Below are 19,456 nucleotides of genomic sequence, written 5' to 3'. Positions count from 1 at the left end.
TAACATGAAAAAGTGGAATGATAAAACGAAAGTTATTTGTGTTATAATAAGTTTTTTTGTCTGTGTATTGTGTAGCTAACAAGGAGAATTTCCCTTTTATATAACAGTTTGGAAATAGAAAACTTATCCATAAAAAGTTCGAAAATAAAAACTACACATCTATACAACTATATGTTATTATGATTATGTAATAGAAAGCGTTTTCTAAAGCGTACTTATAATGATAACGATTTCATAAATTTGATAGGGGGAATTAAAATGTTGCAGTTTTTACAACGTATTGGTAAAGCGTTAATGCTTCCAATCGCCGTACTACCAGCAGCAGGATTATTGCTTCGTTTAGGACAAGAAGACGTATTTAATATTCCTGTTATGGCACAGGCCGGTGCAGCAATTTTTGATAATTTAGCACTTATTTTTGCAATTGGTGTTGCAATCGGTTTGTCTATTGATGGTAGTGGAGCAGCTGGACTTGCTGGGGCAATCGGATATCTTGTTTTACAAAATACAACGAATGCTTTAAGTAAGGCGTATTCAGCAGCAGAGCTGAATGATAAATTAAAAAGTGTTCAAGATTTAGTCGGTTCAGTAGATCCAACTAAATTAGCAGATACAATGACAAAAGTTTCAAAAGCAGCGGCGTTAACGCCGAAAATAAATATGGCCATACTTGGTGGTATTATTGCTGGGGTTGTTGCTGGATTACTATATAACAAATTCCATAAGATTAAATTACCAGAATGGTTAGGTTTCTTTGCGGGGAAACGTTTTGTACCAATCATTACTTCTATTGTAATGCTCCTTTTAGGATTAGTATTCGGTCAAATTTGGCCAACAATTCAAAGTGGTATTGATGCGGTAGCACACGGCATCGTGAACTTAGGTTCAGTTGGTGCTGGTTTATTCGGATTATTAAACCGTTTATTAATCCCAATCGGTTTACACCATGTAATGAACACATACTTCTGGTTTGTACTTGGTGACTTTACAAATGCAGCTGGTGATATCGTTCATGGTGATATTGCACGCTTCTTTGCAAAAGATCCATCAGCAGGTATGTTCATGACTGGTTTCTTCCCGATCATGATGTTCGGTTTACCAGCAGCGTGTTTCGCAATGATTGCGGCTGCGAAACCAGAGAAACGTAAGATGGTTACAGGTATGTTAGGTGGTCTAGCATTAACTTCATTCTTAACTGGTATTACAGAACCGATTGAATTCTCATTCATGTTCTTATCACCAGTATTATACGGTATTCATGCAGTATTAACAGGTCTTTCTTTATTCATTACAACAACACTTGGCATTCACGATGGTTTCTCATTTAGTGCCGGTGCAATCGATTACGTTTTAAACTTTGGTATTGCAACAAAACCAGTACTGCTAGCCGGAATCGGTTTAATTTACGCAGCAATTTACTTCGTAGTATTCTACTTCTTAATTAAGAAGTTCGATTTAAAAACTCCTGGTCGTGAAGATGACGATGAGTTAGCTGAAGAGGGTGATGCACCAGTTGCAGGTTCAATTGGTGAAACTTACGTAGCAGCTTTAGGTGGAAAAGAAAACTTAACAGTTATTGATAACTGTGCAACACGTCTACGCTTACAAGTGAAAGATGCTGGTCAAGTAAATGAAGCAGCATTAAAACGTGCTGGTGCAAAAGGTGTTATGAAATTAAGTAACACAAGTGTACAAGTTATCGTAGGTACAAATGTTGAATCTGTTGCCGATGATATGAAAAAACACGTATAAATAGTTAGATAAGAGGATATCCAAAAAGATTGATAACACCAGTCTTTTACAGGATATCCTCTTTTATTATGTTGAAATTTTAAAGGGAATCTTACTTTTGTAAATTTTCTTTTTCTTTTTTATACATATAGGTTGGTAATATGTTCAGCGCGTGATAAAGTAGGGATGACATAGAATGGAGTGTCTATAATCTACTGAAATGATTTGGAAAAAGTTTTGTGTAGGTGAATTAAATTATCGGTAAATAAGGGGAAAAAGGCAATCATGGATCAGGAAAAAAATAATGCGAATGGGAAAGCACGTCGGCCGATTGTATACATAAAAAGAACAATCATTCTCGTCTTACTATTATCACTTGTATATTTCATGTATACAAAAATTGTTGCGCATAATAAGAAAGAGGAAACTTTAAAAGCGGCAGCAGAAATGAAAAAACAAGAAGAGCTAAAAAAGAAAGAAGAAGAAAAAAGAAGCAAGAAGCACAAAAACAAAAAGAGCAGGAAAAACAAGTGAAGCAAGCACAAGCTGTGGAGAAGCCTGCTGAGGGACCACCTCAAGAAATTAATGAAAATGCTCAATTGGATCAATATTTACAGAGCATGGGATTTAGTGGGACAGCTGTTATTGTGAAGAATGGGAAAGTTCTTGTGAATAAAGGATACGGCATGGCTAATAAAGAGAAGCAAGTGCCGAATAATTCAGAGACGACCTTTTATATTGGTTCTATTTCAAAAGCATTTGTAGCGACTGCTATTATGCAATTAAAAGATCAAAATAAGTTACAAGTAGAGGATACAGTTGCAAAGTATATTCCAGACTTTCCTCAAGGTAATAGCATTCAGTTAAAACATCTATTAACACATACATCAGGCATTCCAGAATATGAGCAGGGAAAAGAAGATATTTCTCATGAAGAACTGATAAAGCGGATAGGAAATCAAAAGCGTATCGGGAGTCCAGGAGAGAAATGGAAGTATTCCGATTCGAACTACTCTATACTTGCTTACATTGCTGAGAAGGTAAGTGGACAGTCGCTCGAAGAATATATAAAACAACATATTTTTGCGACTGCGGGTATGAAACATTCTGGTTTTGGTACAGCGTTGGAACAAACAAGATTCCCATCAACGGGTTATAAAATAGTGAATAACAATATGACAACACCTAATATTCCGAGCATGTCACAACTATATGGTTGTGGTGATATATATACGAGCGCGCATGATTTATATTTATTTAATGAAGCACTCTTTTCTGGAAAATTAATTTCAAAAGAGAGTTATAATCAAATGTTTACAGCCGTGAAAAAGGATTATGGATTTGGCTGGTATGTAGATCCAGGAAGCTACTCAAATCATGGTGTAATGCCAGGTTGGAATTGCTTAAATGGTTTTAGTAAAAATGGCAGTGTATATGTGGTTTTATTATCTAACATTCAAAATAACATTAAATCATTTGGTAAAGTGAATAACGATATTTATACGATGTTGCGGAATATTGAAGTGTAAAAGACTATCCTTTTGGATAGTCTTTTTTCATGCTCAGGAAATATATCCACAATTATTACTTAATGTAATACAAAAATAATCAATATGTTCTAGAAAATGTATGCCTTACCTATCACAAAAAAAGTCTGCTTTGTATACATTAAGATGTATGGATGTAAATTTTTATACTGTAAAAAATAATAGGAGGAGAAGCATATGTGTCTGTTCAGAAAATATTGGCATAAATTATCCCGATTGTTTAATAGACAATTAAATTATTTTTTAGATGATAAGTTAATGCCTGCTGTGGAACGACTTTTATTTTCACAAAACTTCGCCAGATTTATTCAAAGAAACTCTAAGCAAGCTACAGAAGAATTTATAAAATCAAGTCAATTCCAATCTATTATTTGTAACATTTTAAAAGAATGTAATACATCACCATTTAAAGAAATTGCAAAGCAGTATTTAGGTAAAAACGTCGAAATTACTGTGACAGTTGGACAGTTAACGGGTGTTATTGTAGCAGTTGGTGACGATTTCTTAACGCTGCAAGAAGGAATAGGAACTGAAGTTTTATTACCATTTACAAGTATTATATCAATTAAAGAAGTGTAAGAAAGGAGACTTATATATGTTATTTACTGGTGAATTGCGTAACCATGTTGGTGAGTTAGTGCAAGTTGTGACAGCTGTAGAAATTGTTGCAGGCATTCTTTTATCTGTGACGGATGGAGCAGTAAATGTTCGTACTTCTCCTTCTTATGGACCACCGGAAGATGTACTTGTACGCATTCCTATTATTTCTTATGTTCGCTTGGAAGGGTAAGAGTGATGCAAGTATGAAAGTATCAGTTGTTATTCCAGTGCATAATGAAGCAAGTACTTTATCACAAGTCTTAGTAGAAGTGGAGAAGCTCGAGCCTTATGAAATTATCGTAGTAGATAATGGATCGACAGATGAGACAAAAGAAATAGCCGTCCAACATCATTGCCATGTAATTTATTATAAATATTCTCTTGGCAATGATGTTGGACGGGCAATTGGAGCTAGAGAAGCAAAAGGTGACATCGTATTATTTTTAGATGGTGATATCGTTATTGATAATATAGAGCTACAACGTTTTGTGAAAGGAATCCAGCAGGGGCATCAAATTGTTGTGAATAATTTAACTTGGTCTGTGTATTTAAAGGTGAGACCACATTATACGACAGTTGGAAAATGTATGTTGAATCGTTATTTGAATAAAAAAGAGCTTGTTGTCGGATCTTTAATCGCAATTCCACATGCGATGAGTAGAGAAGTTATCAAGAGGCTTGGATGGTGGAATTTAGCAGATCCAGCATTATTTCAAGCAATGGCGATGTCTAGAGGAGTAGATATTGTCGATATGGCTTCGGTCGATGTAATTTACACAAATAAAGTTCGTCCTGTGCATACTGGCACATCACCTGGTTCTCCTTATCCGAAAGCGACTAGTCGTATTATGGGTGATCATTTACGTGCTTTGCAATATGTAATCGAAACATATGGTAAACGTGGCGGTTTTTCGGAGGGAAACAGGGATAGAGAGTTTATAGGGAAGTATAAACCAGCTTTATTACAAAAGGAAAAGGCGAAATATAGTGCGATTATACCAGTGTCAGAAGAAAAAATGACTATCAGATCTGTTATACAAGAAGTGAAAAAAGCAGGTGTAGATGAAATTATAGTTGTTGCGAATGGAGCAGATGATGGGACGATTAAACAAGCGAAGTTAGAGAATGTTATTGTAGTTGAATTCACGAAGGCGCTTGGACATAATGTAGCACGAGCGATAGGGGCTATGCATGCTACGGCAGATATTTGTTTATTTGTTGATGGTGATTTTGCTATTCCGGCAAAAAAACTAATTCCATTTTTGCATGCTATTGAAGACGGTAATGATGTGGCGTTAAATGATTTGCAATGTTTGTTAGATATGTTTCACCCGGCAGATCCAATTAGTATGGGGAAATATTTCGTGAATTTAATAGCAAAACGACCAAATTTATGGAACAACTCGTTAACGGCAGTACCACATGCTATGCGTAAAAAGGTAATAGAGAAAATTGGGTATGATTCTCTTATCATTCCGCCATTAGCTCAAATGAAAGCTATTTTAGAAGAATGCTCTATTACAGCAGTGGAATTTGTAGATGTTATAAAAACAAATCGAGTACGCCCAGAGCAACATGGGTTTGTAAATGGACGTATTCCAGCATTTGACCGTATTTTTGGTGATCAGCTTGAGGCGATTGCGTATTTATTACAATATACGGACGAACGCGGAGGATTTACAGATGGAGAGAGGGATAGAGATATAATTCAACAATTGAGAAAGGAAGAAGAAAATATAGATGGATGCTAGTAGTAAAGTAACTATTATTGGATTAGGATATGTTGGTCTTCCTTTGGCTGTCCTTTTTGCAGAAAGAGGACATGCTGTACTTGGATTAGATAAAGATACTAGGAAGATAGAATTAATAATCAAAGGAGAAAGTTATATTCCTGATGTTTCTTCTAACGTATTACAAAATTTATTGAACGAGAGAAAATTAATAGTAAATACACCAGATAAAGGTGTTACGGAGTTCCAAAATAGTGAGTATGTTATTGTGACTGTGCCAACGCCAATTAATGAGAATAAAGAACCCGATTTAAGTGCCCTCGTTTCAGCCTCTTGTTATATACAACAACACCTTCAAAAAGGACAAACCTTCATTTTTGAAAGCTCCACATATCCAGGTACACTGGAGGAAGTTATCATTCCTATTATTTCTCAAACAGGTAAAAAGGTAGGAGAAGATTATTATATTGGGTATTCTCCAGAGCGAATTGATCCAGCGAATAGCCAGTATTCAGTCGAAACAATTCCAAAAGTTATTAGTGGACAAACCGAGCAGTGTAAACAAAAAGTACAGGATTTGTATAGCACTATATTTGATGTAGTCGTTCCAGTTAGCTCTCCGAAAGTAGCCGAGATGTGTAAGCTATTTGAAAATATTCAGCGCTTAGTTAATATTTCATTAGTAAATGAGTTAAATATACTTTGTGAGAGTTTGAATATTAATTTTTATGAGGCGCTTGAAGCTGCATCTACAAAACCGTTTGGATTTACTCCGTATTGGCCAGGACCAGGAATAGGGGGACATTGTATCCCGGTAGATCCTTTGTATTTTCAATGGAGAATAAGAAAGGCTGGAGCAATTAGTCAATTAATTGAGGCAGCACATGTAATTAATGAAGAAATGCCAGGGAAAATAATCGGGAAAGTAAAAGGTGTGATGCAATCACCAGCAACGGTTTTAATTGTAGGGATTGCATATAAGAAAGATATAAATGATTTGAGAGAATCACCAGCGTTGCCAATTATTCGATTATTAATAAAAGAAGGATACAAGATAGAATATCATGATCCGTATATTTCTACAGCGAAAATTGGAGATACACTATATCAATCCGTCCCATTAGATGAACCAAGAATTAAACAAGCGGATTGTATTTTAATTGTAACGGATCACTCTAATATCGATTGGAATCTATTTAAAGGAATTGAGCGATTAATAGATACACGTGGAATTATAAAGAAGGTGAGTGTATGAGTAAGAAATGTTTAATTACAGGTGGAGCAGGATTCATTGGGGCGCATCTAGCTGACGAATTGGTGAAAAGAGGTTATGAAGTCACGATTGTGGATAACTTCTATAAAGGGAAAAACAAATATCATGATGAGTTAATGAAAGAGATTCCAGTTATTTCAATCAGTGTTTTAGATAAAAAGGCAATCGATGAATTAGTAAATCAACATGATGTAGTATTCCATTTAGCGGCAATATTAGGTGTTAAAACGACAATGGAAAAAAGTGTAGAGCTTATTGAAACAAATTTTGATGGGACGAGAAACATTTTGCAAGCAGCGTTAAAAGGGAAGAAGAAAGTAGTATTTGCATCTACTTCTGAAGTATATGGAAAGGGAGAGCCGCCATTCTCTGAAGAAGGAGATCGTTTATACGGTGCAACTTCTAAAATACGCTGGAGTTATGCAGTTTGTAAAACGTTAGAAGAGACATTATGCTTAGGGTACGCATTAGAAGGTTTACCTGTAACGATTGTTCGTTATTTTAATATTTATGGTCCAAGAGCGAAAGATGGTCCGTATGCAGGAGTAATACCACGATTTATTCGTGCGGCTTTGCAAGGTGATGATATTCTCGTGTATGGAGATGGAAAGCAGACACGTTGCTTTACGTATGTAAGTGATGCGGTCGAGGCAACAATTCGTACAATGGGTGAGAATGTAAATGGTGAAATTATTAATATAGGTTCTGAGATTGAAAAAAATATTAAAGAAGTAGCAGAAGTAATCAAAAAACTAACGAATTCTTCCTCGAAAATTGTACAGGTTCCTTTTGAAGAAGTATATCCACATGGTTTTGAGGAAATTCCAAATAGAAGACCAGACGTAACAAAATTAAGAGAACTTGTTCAATTTCAAGCGACAGTAACGTGGGAACAAGGGTTGAAAGAGACTATTAAATGGTTTCGTGAAGAAAACAATGGCTAAGTCATTATCGGTTATTATTCCCGTATGTAATGAAGTGGATACGATTTCAGACGTGATTCAATCGGTAAAACCACTAAATCCAGTAGAGATTATTGTAGTAGCAAATGGTTGTAATGATGGCACAGAAGTGATTGCTGAGAGGTTAGGATGTACAGTGATCCAGTATAAAGAGTCACTTGGTAACGACGTTGGACGTGCAGTTGGCGCGAAACATGCGATAGGTGATGTATTACTGTTTGTAGATGGTGATTTTGCTATTCAAACTTCAAAATTACAATTATTCCTTAATCCGATTTTGCATGATCAGGCGGACATCGCTTTAAATAATTTGGACGCATTATTTTTAAAGAATCAAAAACCACATTCTATTACAGTATGGCGCCAAATATTAAATGCAATGTTAGAGCGCGAAGAATTAAAAATTGATTCTTTATTATCTGTACCTCATGCGTTGACGAAAGAAGTCGTTCAAAGTATTGGATATGAATGTTTTGTTAATCCTATTGTGGCTCATTTACGCTTAGCACAAAGTAAATGGAAAATTAGTCGTCATTGTGCAATTGACGTTATTACGCCGAATAAATTTCGTCCACTCGATCATGCTGCATATGGCACGGATCTTTCTCAATCTGAAAAAAGAATGATAGGTGATCATATAGAAGCTGTAGCAGAGCGGATAGTAGGCAGCGATGAGCGCGGAGGATATTATGATGGGAATAGGAAAAGAGAGAGTGTCTATCATACTTTAAATTTTGAAGGATTTTCTCAAGGATGGGGCGTTACATCTAATTTGTATAAAGGAGAGCAATTATCGGTAATTATTCCTGTACAAGATGAAGAGAAAACAATTGGGAACGTTATAGAAGAGCTTCGTAAAATTGAACCTTTTGAAATCATCGTTGTTGTAAATGGTTCATCCGATAAAACGGCAACAATTGCAAAAGACAAGGGAGCAACAACAATTGTATATAAAGAAGCACTTGGAAACGATGTGGGGCGTTCGCTTGGAACTTATTTTGCAAAAGGAGAAATTGTGTTATTTATAGACGGCGATTTTGTTATTCCTGCTAGTGAGCTATATCCCTTTGCAAAAGCAATTGCAGATGGAACAGATGTCGCATTAAATGATTTAAATCATTATTTAGATTTGAGAGTACCACTGCATCTTGTAACTGCATTTAAATATGCATTAAATTTAGCTTGTGATCGAAAAGATTTAGGAGTAGGCTCTCTTATTGCTGTACCTAATGCGTTTAGCCGGACGTGTTTGAAAGCGATTGGGTATAGGTCTTTACTGGCCCCGTGTGTAGCGCAAGTGAAAGCTATTCTTTCAGGGTTTGGAATTGCATGTGTAAGTCGTGTTGAGGTTGATAAGATGAACCGCATTCGCCTTAGTGAACATTTTGCGAAAATAGGTCATCCACCAGCTGTACTCCGAATTATTGGAGATCATATAGAAGGATTAGAGCAATTAATTGCATTAACGGGTAGTCGTGGTGGATTCCATGATGGAAGTAGAAAAAGAGATGTTTTATAGGGTAACAAAAAAAGTGTACAACATATGTACACTTTTTTGTTCTGTTATAAAAACTATAACAGATTAGGAGATAAGAGTATTACAGCTCTACAATGGGTATCGTTCTTATATTACAAAATAGGACTCGTATATAAGAATACCAAAAAAATACAATTAAAGAAAGGGTTAATTCTAAAGAGTTTTATATGAGGTTAACACTATGTGTGTAGTAGTTTGCTCAATATTTCACAAACATGTCACAACTATTTCGTCCACTTTCGAAAAAAAGTAGTATTCTAAGTGTGTAAGCTGTTATATAAAAAATCTTAGTCCTGTACTAATCAAAAATGGAGGAGATTAGGATGACTCAAGTATTAGAAAATGTAAAAAACGCGTGGGAAAACTTTAAAGGTGAAAAATGGAAAGCAGAGATTGATGTTCGCGATTTCATTTTAAATAATGTAAACGTTTACGAGGGAGAGGACTCTTTCTTAGCGGGAGCAACTGAAGCAACGAAGAAACTTTGGGATCAAGTAATGGATTTAACAACAAAGGAACGTGAAAACGGTGGCGTTCTTGATATGGATACAAAAATTGTTTCTTCTATTACATCACATGAACCAGGATATTTAAATAAAGATATTGAGAAAGTGGTCGGTTTCCAAACTGATAAACCATTTAAACGTTCTTTACAACCATATGGTGGTATTCGTATGGCGGAACAAGCTTGTGAAGCGTATGGATATGAAATGGATAAAGAACTTAGCAGTATTTTCAGAGACTGGCGTAAAACTCATAATCAAGGTGTATTTGATGCATACACACCAGAAATGAAAGCGGCTCGTAAGTCAGGTGTTATTACTGGTCTTCCAGATGCATATGGACGTGGACGTATTATCGGTGATTATCGCCGCGTAGCATTATATGGTATAGATCGTTTAATTGAAGCGAAAAAAGCTGATTTTAATTTAACCGGTGGTGTAATGAGCGAAGAGACAATGCGTTTACGCGAAGAATTATCTGAGCAAATGCGTGCACTTCAAGAGTTAAAACAGATGGCTGCTTCTCATGGATTCGATATTTCTAAGCCAGCTACAAATACACAAGAGGCTTTCCAATGGTTATACTTTGCTTATCTTGCAGCAATTAAAGAGCAAAACGGAGCAGCAATGAGTCTTGGACGTACATCTACATTCTTAGATGTTTACATTGAAAGAGATTTAGCAAATGGTACTTTAACAGAAGAAGAAGCACAAGAAATCGTGGATCATTTCATTATGAAGTTACGTCTTGTGAAATTCGCAAGAACACCTGATTATAATGAACTATTCTCTGGTGATCCAACTTGGGTAACTGAATCTATCGGTGGTATGGCGTTAGACGGTCGTCCGTTAGTAACAAAAAACTCATTCCGTTTCTTGCATACATTAGATAATTTAGGACCAGCTCCAGAACCAAACTTAACAGTTCTTTGGTCTAAACAATTACCAGAGAACTTTAAAAACTACTGTGCGAAAATGTCTATTAAAACATCAGCAATTCAATATGAAAATGATGACATTATGCGTCCTGATTACGGCGATGACTACGGTATTGCTTGTTGTGTATCTGCAATGAGAATTGGTAAACAAATGCAGTTCTTCGGAGCGCGTGCAAACTTAGCGAAAGCATTACTATATGCGGTTAACGGCGGTAAAGATGAAAAGTCAAAAGCGCAAGTTGGTCCTGAATACGCACCAATTACTTCTGAAGTATTAGATTATGAAGAAGTTATGCGTAAATTCGATATGACAATGGAATGGTTAGCTGGTCTATACTTAAATACATTAAATGTAATTCACTATATGCACGATAAATATAGCTACGAACGTATTGAAATGGCGCTTCATGATACAAATGTTCTTCGTACAATGGCAACAGGTATCGCAGGATTGTCTGTAGTAGCAGACTCATTAAGTGCAATTAAATACGCAAAAGTAAAACCAGTTCGTGATGAAAATGGTATTGCAGTTGACTTTGAAATTGAGGGGGATTTCCCTAAATACGGTAACAATGATGATCGTGTAGATGAAATCGCAGTAAATCTGGTGAAAACATTTATGAACAAGATTCGCAAACATAAAACATACCGTAATTCTGTTCATACAATGTCAATCTTAACAATCACATCTAACGTCGTATACGGTAAGAAAACTGGTAACACTCCAGATGGCCGTCGTACTGGAGAACCATTTGCACCGGGTGCAAACCCAATGCATGGCCGTGATACAAAAGGTGCATTAGCGTCACTATTATCTGTAGCTAAATTACCATATGAAGATGCACAAGATGGTATTTCAAATACATTCTCTATTATTCCAAAAGCACTTGGTAAAGAAGATGATGTACAAGTACGCAACTTAGTATCTATGCTTGATGGATATGCAATAAAAGAAGGGCATCACTTAAATATTAACGTATTTAATCGTGAAACATTAATGGATGCAATGGAGCACCCTGAAAAATATCCACAATTAACAATTCGTGTATCTGGTTACGCTGTTAACTTTATTAAATTAACTCGTGAACAACAAATTGATGTAATTAACCGTACAATGCATGAAAGCATGTAAGTGAAAAAAGTGTTCCTCCGCTTTTAATCTATATAGCGGAGGGGGGCTGTTTCAATAAAGGAGGAAGTAACATGGTAAAAGGAAGAATACATTCTGTAGAGTCTTGTGGTACTGTTGATGGCCCAGGGATTCGTTATGTCATATTTACACAAGGGTGTTTATTACGTTGTCAATATTGTCATAATGCTGATACGTGGGAAATCGGTAAGGGTAAAGAAATAACAGTTGAAGAAGTGATGCAGGATGTGACATGTTACCTTCCATTTATTGAAGCTTCTGGAGGCGGTATAACAGTTAGCGGTGGAGAGCCACTATTACAGCTAGACTTCTTAATTGAGTTGTTTAAAAAGTGTAAAGAATATGGTATCCATACAACGATCGATTCTTCTGGCGGTTGTTATTCTGAAGAACCAGAATTCCAAAATAAGCTAGATATTTTAATGGATTATACAGATTTAGTTTTATTGGATTTGAAGCATATTGATTCAAAGAAACATCGTAAATTAACAGGGAAACCAAATGAACACATTTTACAATTTGCTCGTTATTTATCGGATAAAAAGAAACCAATTTGGGTAAGACATGTATTGGTTCCTGGTGTTACCGATGGTGAAGAGGATCTGCAAAAATTATCAAGTTTTATTCAAAGTCTATCGAATGTTAAGAAAGTGGAAGTGTTGCCATATCATAAACTCGGTGTTTATAAATGGGAGGCACTTGGACATAAGTATCCACTTGCGGATGTGAATCCACCGACAGAAGAAAGTGTTGAGCATGCGAAACATATTTTAAAAGCAGTCTAATCCAAATATTGGATTAGGCTTTTTGTTTCTTTATCCCGCTATTTGTGGACAATAAACGCCCGATTGGTGAAGGCTAATAATCAGTGGGGGATGAATAAAACCCCCACTGATTAAAGTTTCACTTTATAATAAAATCTAGAGTATATATTCAGAACAGAGTATACTGAAGAGAGAATATCCATATTTTTGTAAAGAGTAAGCGGAGAAATTTACATAATTGTAAAGGGAAATCAAAATAGTAAAAAGAATTAAGAAGTAAAAGAGTGAGTATCATGGAATATAGAACATTTGTAAGTTATTGCGAAAGCTCTTATAGGAAAGTATAATGTAAAGATATGAGCACAGATAGGATTAAGGGGTCAATCTTATATGCTTTGCATATCCACGACAGGTACATAGCTAACAGGGGAATATTGGAATCCGAGTATGTAATGTTTAAGGAAAATGTTTTTCCTATTGTCGTATATGCAATATGGAGAAACAAAAAGCTAGGAGTGGATTTGTTTGATAAAAAACCCCAAGGTTTTAATATTAACTGCACATTACGGTAACGGTCATGTGCAAGTAGCGAAAACATTAGAACAAACCTTTCGCCAAAAAGGAATCAAAGATGTAATTGTATGCGACTTGTTTGGAGAATCACATCCAGTTATAACCGATATTACAAAATATTTATATTTAAAAAGCTATACGATAGGAAAAGAATTATATCGTTTGTTTTATTATGGTGTAGAGAAAATTTATGATAAAAAAATAGCATCGTGGTATGCGAATTTTGGAAGAAAGCGTTTGAAGTCGCTATTAGAGGTAGAGAAACCGGATATTGTTATTAATACCTTTCCAATCATCGCTGTACCAGAATTGAAAAAGCAAATAGGTATTTCTATTCCTGTTTATAACGTATTAACAGATTTTTGCGTTCATAAAATATGGATCCATCGAGAAGTAGATCGTTATTTTGTAGCAACCGATCATGTGAAAAAAGTGATGGTTGATATTGGTGTGCCTGCAGAGCAAATTGTTGAAACCGGAATTCCGATTCGTAGTAGTTTTGAGCTAAAGGTCAATCCAGAAATTATATATAATAAATATCAGTTATGTAAGGATAAAAAGATTTTACTAATTGTAGCAGGTGCTCATGGTGTGCTAGGAAGTGTAAAAGAACTATGCCAGTCATTTATGTCAGTACCAAACTTACAAGTAGTTGTCGTTTGTGGGAAAAACGAAGCTTTAAAGCAGGAATTATTGGGGCTGCAGGAGCAAAGTTCTGATGCTTTAAAAGTATTTGGTTATGTTGAAAACATTGATGAGTTATTCCGTGTTACTTCTTGTATGATTACGAAGCCAGGTGGTATTACATTAAGCGAAGCAGCAGCATTACAAGTACCTGTCATTTTATATAAGCCTGTCCCAGGACAAGAAAATGAAAATGCGTTGTATTTTGAAAGAAAAGGGGCTGCAGTTGTAATCCGTGATGATAGTGAAGTTTTTGCAAAAACAGAGGCGTTATTGCAAGATGATATAAAGCTTCTCCAAATGAAAGAAGCGATGAAAAGTATTTATCGTCCTGAACCAGCTGGTCATATCGTGGATGCAATTTTGGCAGAAAATCATGCAGAGCCGAGTCATATACCTATTAAATCACCAGCTCTTGCCGAATCTTTTACTTAATATGAAACCCCTCTTTTAAACTTTTAAAGAGGGTTTTTTTATTATTGTAACAAAAGTAAGCCTGAATTATTAACTTATCCACAAAGGATCGCGCTTTCATTAGACAGTAAAATCGGAATATTAACAACTATATCCACATAGTCCACAATTTTTAGAAAATTATCCACAATTCGTGCGTTTGGTGTTTAGTTAAATAAATGAATTCGCAAAAGATTTTTGGAATTTATGCACAATTCTATGGATTTTGTGGATAAAGTTGTCCACAAAAAAGGTTCCTTATTTATAAGGAACCTTTTTTGCCAATTCATTGAAAAATCTTATACAATGAAACTGAATAATTAGGGGGGAAACCTTCTAATTATTCAGTTTCACTTTAAATACTTTTTGAGCGATATCCCGCTGCACGATCTGCTTTTCGAAATTCTCGTTGATAAAGAACTTCTTGTGTACTAGATAATGTGTTTTTCGCTTTGTCACGTTTCTTTTTATCCATTACAAATCACCTCGTGTCTTAAAGTCACTATCTATCGTTTCCAAAGACATGGGGTGATATACATATATGTCAAACTAGTATTGAATAATTATCATTTCAAAAAATTTAGACTATGCTTCTTTTAATTGATGAGCATCTTGGAATGTTGTATCTCGCATTGTAGCAAGTGTATATTGATCTTTTGGAATTTCATATAAGTTATAAACTTCTTCATTTGCATTAATTTCATCATAAACGGCTTTTCTTGTTTCATTTGCTAGATTTACATATTGTAATTTTTCGGCAGCTTTAATAGAACGAATATTTATTTTGCGAATACGCATAAAAATTGTTTCAATATCTAATTCATAGAAAAGTTCGCTAAAAAATGAATCTTTCGCCAATTTATTATAGCCTTTGCCATGGTACGGTTTTCCAAGCCATGTTCCAAGGAATCCGGCTTTTTCCTGCACATCAAATAAAGTAATTGTTCCGATAGGGTTACCCCATTCATCTAAAATTGTGCGTGAAATTAATTCCCCACGCTCTTCAGCTTCAATCGTTTGTTTCGTTAAAAATAAATATTCCTCATAAGAATAAGCCTTTTGACGCACAAAAGGGAAGACAGCTGGATCCACCATTAATTCGTATAGAACGTGGCTGTCGTGTAAGTCGCGTTTTTTCAACACACTAACTCCTCCTCACACGAGGGTAGCATGACGAAAAAGCACCCCACCCTCGAAATTTTTATATCAATCTTTAAAAAATTTCGGGGTGGGAATCGAACCCACTAGAACCAGTTTATAACGCTGGTGGCGCACCATTTGCCTTCCCCATTCATCAATTTGAAAATGATAATCACGACACAAATTGATTATGGTTTCATTCAGTTTATAATCGTATAATACTTTATCTAGTCAAAAAAATAAACTAGTTTTTTTATTTTTTTGTAAATTATTTTCCCATCAATCATAGTTAGTACAGGCTTGGCTAAATAATGGAAAGGATGATGTGTCCATAACACGAGATCGGCGTCTTTTCCAACCTCAATGCTTCCAATTCTATCCTCTAAACGTAAATTTCGTGCTGGAAATATAGTGATTCCTTCCAATGCAGTTTTCTCGTCTAATCCTTCCCTTACTGCGACAGCAGCACAAACATTTAAATATTGAATGGGTGTATAGGGATGATCTGTTGTTATAGAAACTTCCACTCCATTTTTTGATAATATATGGTAAGTATCCCATGTTTTGTTTTTTAGTTCGATTTTAGAACGGCGTGTAAGAGTGGGGCCAACTGAAACCTTCAAATTGTGTTTCGAAAGCTCTTCAACAATAAAGTGTCCTTCTGTACAATGTTCAAGACGTAAATCAAGATTGAATTCTGTTGCAAAGCGTAGAGCAGAAGTAATATCATCTGCGCGGTGAGCGTGGATACGTACCGGTATTTCCCGGCGAAGTGCTTTTAAAATAGGAAGCATTCGAAAATCAGCTTCATGTCCATAGTGTTGTGCTTCGTAGAATGATTCTCGAAGTAAACCCATAATACCCATACGTGTTATTGATTCTTTTGTTCCGTTACTATGAACTTTTTTAGGGTTTTCTCCAAAGGCAATTTTTAAACCAGCAGGTTCTTGAATAATCATATGATCAATACAAGTTCCAGCAGTTTTTATTACACAAGTAGTACCCCCGATAATATTTTGACTCCCAGGCATAACATGAACAGTTGTAATACCATTTTGTACAGCATCTTGAAATGCAATATCAAAAGGATGGATTCCGTCTAAAGAACGGATATGTGGTGTTGAAACTTCAGAGGTTTCATTTGCATCATTTCCAGCCCAACCAGTGCCTTCATCATAGAGACCAAGGTGAGTATGGACATCAATAAATCCAGGTAAGAGATGAAGAGCTCGCGCATCTATAACGGTCATATCTTGAGTAGGCTGAATAGAAGGTTTGACCTCAGCAATTCGTTCGCCTATAACGAGTACATCACCTTGGAACTTTGGAGATGTAATAGGGTACACAATGGCTTGTTTGAGCAATATTTTCATAGGTACCTCATTTCTGTTACTTTATAATGTTAATGGAATTTAAGAAAAAGTAACTGAAAGGTTATTTGTGTAGTAATGCTCTGGATCCTAGACCCCTTGTAAAACTGTGTTTTAGAAGTACTACATTGTATGCGAAAGTATATTTTGTAATGCATGGTTTACTGTTGGAAATGTGTATTGGTACCCATGTTCAATTACTTTAATAGGTAATACATGTTGCCCTTCTAGTACAAGTATACTCATCTCACCCAATAAAGCGTGAAGCATAAATGAAGGGACAGGTAACCAATGAGGCTTTCCCATTATAGTTGCAATGGTTTCTCCAAATTCCTTCATTCTTATAGGTAGGGGGGCTGTAATATTAAGAGGACCATCAATTTCTTCTTTGTGTATGATGAAGTCAATCATGCGAACGACATCGTCTATATGAATCCATGATAACCATTGGTTTCCAGATCCAATTGTACCTCCCATATAGAATCGATAGGGAAGTAGCATTTTTGGAAGAGCTCCTCCGTCTGCACCTAATACGACTCCGAATCTTGAGTAGATTGTTCTTATTCCAAGAGAATGTGCTTTAGATGCTTCTTGCTCCCATAAAAATACTGTTTCTGCTAAAAAGTCATTTCCTGGAATTTCTTGTTGCTCGGTAAAAGACTCTGTTTCAGATGTTCCGTAGTATCCAATAGCGCTTGCGTTAATAAATGTGTGTGGTTTTGTACCAAGTGCTTGCAATTGTTTAATGAGTCCTTTTGTTGTTTGAATTCTACTGTTTAAAATTGCTGCTTTTTGTTTCTTTGTCCATCTACCATTAATAGACTCTCCAGCTAGATTAATAACTACATCGATAGAAGAGAGGGGGAAGGTCTGTAAATCCGGTGTCCATTGTACGTATTGAAGGTTAGTGTGTGAAGTTTTAGTAGTTTTTTTTCGAGTGAGAATGTAAACAGTATATCCTTTTTGAATAAAAAAACTAGAAAGGTATTTGCCGATAAAGCCAGAGCCACCAGAAATTGCGATTTTCACAATCATTTCCTCCTCATTATATATATTCTTGAAAAACAAAAATGTTCCTCGACTATGTTAAAATAGTAGAGAGGTGAGAGTATGGCTGTCATTACAAAAATAGAAGTGCAAAAACGATCGAAAGAACGATTTAATATTTATATTGATAAAGGTCAAGGTGAAGAGTACGGATTTAGTGTGGATCAAGTAATCTTAATGAAACACGGATTACAAAAAGGCTTAGAAATTGATGAAATAGCGTTAGGAAATATTTTGTACAATGAAGAGGTACAAAAAGCATATTTACAAGCAATCTCCTATTTATCCTATCAAATGAGAACAAAACAAGAAATAGAAGATTTTTTACGAAAAAAGAAGTGGGACAGGCCATCATCTCTGAAGTCGTTTCGAAATTATTACATGACCGATATATTAATGATAAAGAGTACGCCATTTTATATACGCGAACGCAAAGTAATGTGAATCGAAAAGGTCCAACTGTTATAAAGAGAGAGCTGTTAAATAAAGGTGTTCAGGATCTAATCATTACACATAGTTTACAAGAGTATCCAAAGGAGAAGCAAATTGAAAATGCTTTGGTTCTTATAGAAAAGAAGAAAAGATCTTATCAAAAACATTCCTTTTTACAAATGAAGCTAAAGTTAGACGAAATGCTTGTGCGTAAAGGATATTCTAGAGATGTGATTCAAATTTGTCTAGAAGAATTGAAAGACGAAAAAGATGACGAACAGCAACAAGAAGCGTTACACTATCATGGGAATAAATATTATGAGAAATATAAGAAGTATGATGGATGGACATTCGAAAATAAGATGAAACAAGCGTTATATCGAAAAGGATTCTCTATTGATGAGATAGAGATATTTTTACAAATGAAACGTGAAGAGGGATGAGGGGAATAATAAAATGAATATGCCAAAACGCTACAGTGAAATGACAACGCATGAGCTTAGAGAAGAAATTGGGGCTTTGAAGGAGCAAGCAGTAAAGGCTGAGCAACTTGGAATTGTAAATGAATTCGATGTGTTAATGAGAAAGATGGCCATGGCCCGTGCTTACATGACTGATATAAACAAATTCCATATTGGTGAGACATATGAATTAGTAGAAGAACCTGGTGTATTATTTAAAATCACGTACTTCAATGGGGTATTTGCTTGGGGTTATAAGCAAAATGATAATGAAGAGATTGGGATACCAATCTCCTTGTTGCAAGAAAAATAAAAACCAGAGAGCGAATATCTCTCTGGTTTTCATCTTTGGTAGGCGTTAAAGGAGATAGGAGATTCTAAAATTGGCGTTTTTTACATTCATTGGCCAATATAATGAGAGACTGGGTCTGTTGCGTCTGTCCGTTAACTTGCGCTTTCGCATGTTTCGGACGAGTCCACGTATGGTTAAATAATTCAGAACGACTATCTAAACGATCACGGTAGCTCATCTTTATCACCTCGTGTAGGAAGTTAATTTTT

16 protein-coding genes and 2 pseudogenes are annotated in these 19,456 nt (G+C 35.5%); 13 read left to right on the top strand and 5 right to left on the bottom strand.

The features are described 5' to 3' along the window. Positions 1 to 258 precede the first annotated feature (258 nt). From nagE to CDB3_RS22325, 11 genes and pseudogenes are all read left to right on the top strand, one after another. Entirely contained in the window at positions 259 to 1,752 is a 1,494-nt protein-coding gene (gene nagE, locus CDB3_RS22380) for an N-acetylglucosamine-specific PTS transporter subunit IIBC (protein WP_071745379.1), read from the top strand. Positions 1,753 to 2,016: 264 nt separating this feature from the next. After that, positions 2,017 to 3,260 (top strand): annotated as a pseudogene (locus CDB3_RS22375) (serine hydrolase domain-containing protein). Between the two features lie 195 nt (positions 3,261 to 3,455). Continuing rightward, positions 3,456 to 3,857: an LSm family protein gene (locus CDB3_RS22370; RefSeq protein WP_128855995.1), complete on the top strand. Its 402-nt coding sequence runs from the start codon at positions 3,456 to 3,458 to the stop codon at positions 3,855 to 3,857. Positions 3,858 to 3,873: 16 nt separating this feature from the next. Next, positions 3,874 to 4,068 carry a hypothetical protein gene (locus CDB3_RS22365; RefSeq protein WP_128855994.1) on the top strand — a complete coding sequence of 65 codons (195 nt, stop codon included), beginning with the start codon at positions 3,874 to 3,876 and terminating at the stop codon, positions 4,066 to 4,068. After that, entirely contained in the window at positions 4,019 to 5,629 is a 1,611-nt protein-coding gene (locus tag CDB3_RS22360) for a glycosyltransferase family 2 protein (protein WP_128855993.1), read from the top strand. The genes CDB3_RS22365 and CDB3_RS22360 overlap by 50 nt, the downstream gene beginning before the upstream one ends. Then, a complete protein-coding gene (locus CDB3_RS22355; RefSeq protein WP_128855992.1) occupies positions 5,619 to 6,863 on the top strand; it encodes a nucleotide sugar dehydrogenase in 1,245 nt (414 codons plus the stop codon). Before CDB3_RS22360 ends, CDB3_RS22355 begins: the two co-directional genes overlap by 11 nt. Further along, positions 6,860 to 7,825: a UDP-N-acetyl-alpha-D-glucosaminuronate decarboxylase gene (locus CDB3_RS22350; protein ID WP_128855991.1), complete on the top strand. Its 966-nt coding sequence runs from the start codon at positions 6,860 to 6,862 to the stop codon at positions 7,823 to 7,825. The genes CDB3_RS22355 and CDB3_RS22350 overlap by 4 nt, the downstream gene beginning before the upstream one ends. After that, on the top strand, positions 7,818 to 9,362 hold the full coding sequence (locus CDB3_RS22345) for a glycosyltransferase family 2 protein (protein ID WP_128856030.1): 1,545 nt from the start codon (positions 7,818 to 7,820) through the stop codon (positions 9,360 to 9,362). Before CDB3_RS22350 ends, CDB3_RS22345 begins: the two co-directional genes overlap by 8 nt. A gap of 341 nt (positions 9,363 to 9,703) precedes the next feature. Next, complete coding sequence (gene pflB, locus CDB3_RS22335; RefSeq protein WP_128855990.1) at positions 9,704 to 11,953, top strand: formate C-acetyltransferase; 2,250 nt, start codon at positions 9,704 to 9,706, stop codon at positions 11,951 to 11,953. Positions 11,954 to 12,024: 71 nt separating this feature from the next. Next, positions 12,025 to 12,756, top strand: a complete 732-nt coding sequence (gene pflA, locus CDB3_RS22330; RefSeq protein ID WP_128855989.1) for a pyruvate formate-lyase-activating protein — start codon at positions 12,025 to 12,027, stop codon at positions 12,754 to 12,756. Between the two features lie 504 nt (positions 12,757 to 13,260). Then, positions 13,261 to 14,427, top strand: a complete 1,167-nt coding sequence (locus CDB3_RS22325) for a diglucosyl diacylglycerol synthase (protein WP_128855988.1) — start codon at positions 13,261 to 13,263, stop codon at positions 14,425 to 14,427. 373 nt (positions 14,428 to 14,800) lie between these two features. On the opposite strand, the gene CDB3_RS22320 is transcribed toward CDB3_RS22325, so the two are convergent. From CDB3_RS22320 to CDB3_RS22305, 4 genes are all read right to left on the bottom strand, one after another. Further along, a complete protein-coding gene (locus CDB3_RS22320; RefSeq protein ID WP_000358484.1) occupies positions 14,801 to 14,920 on the bottom strand; it encodes a YfhE family protein in 120 nt (39 codons plus the stop codon). A gap of 110 nt (positions 14,921 to 15,030) precedes the next feature. Then, positions 15,031 to 15,588 (bottom strand): GNAT family N-acetyltransferase, encoded by a 558-nt coding sequence (locus tag CDB3_RS22315; protein WP_000914737.1) that lies wholly within the window; start codon positions 15,586 to 15,588, stop codon positions 15,031 to 15,033. A gap of 224 nt (positions 15,589 to 15,812) precedes the next feature. Then, the gene (locus CDB3_RS22310; protein WP_128855987.1) at positions 15,813 to 16,958 is read right to left on the bottom strand and encodes an amidohydrolase; all 1,146 of its coding nucleotides are present in this window, start codon (positions 16,956 to 16,958) and stop codon (positions 15,813 to 15,815) included. Between the two features lie 120 nt (positions 16,959 to 17,078). Next, entirely contained in the window at positions 17,079 to 17,984 is a 906-nt protein-coding gene (locus CDB3_RS22305; RefSeq protein ID WP_128855986.1) for a TIGR01777 family oxidoreductase, read from the bottom strand. A gap of 81 nt (positions 17,985 to 18,065) precedes the next feature. On the opposite strand from CDB3_RS22305, the pseudogene recX reads away from it, so the two are divergent. After that, a pseudogene (gene recX, locus CDB3_RS22300) lies at positions 18,066 to 18,877 on the top strand (recombination regulator RecX). 13 nt (positions 18,878 to 18,890) lie between these two features. Then, entirely contained in the window at positions 18,891 to 19,208 is a 318-nt protein-coding gene (locus CDB3_RS22295; protein ID WP_071745392.1) for a YfhH family protein, read from the top strand. A 64-nt stretch (positions 19,209 to 19,272) separates the two neighbouring features. Here the strand turns inward: CDB3_RS22295 and CDB3_RS22290 are convergent, their stop codons facing one another. Beyond that, the gene (locus CDB3_RS22290; RefSeq protein WP_000122093.1) at positions 19,273 to 19,425 is read right to left on the bottom strand and encodes a YpzG family protein; all 153 of its coding nucleotides are present in this window, start codon (positions 19,423 to 19,425) and stop codon (positions 19,273 to 19,275) included. Positions 19,426 to 19,456: the final 31 nt, after the last annotated feature.

The organism is Bacillus sp. CDB3 (assembly GCF_002081505.1).
Taxonomy (GTDB): Bacteria; Bacillota; Bacilli; order Bacillales; family Bacillaceae_G; genus Bacillus_A; species Bacillus_A cereus_AT.
Note: the sequence above shows the minus strand (reverse complement) of the source record. Positions and strands in the feature narration are given on the sequence as shown.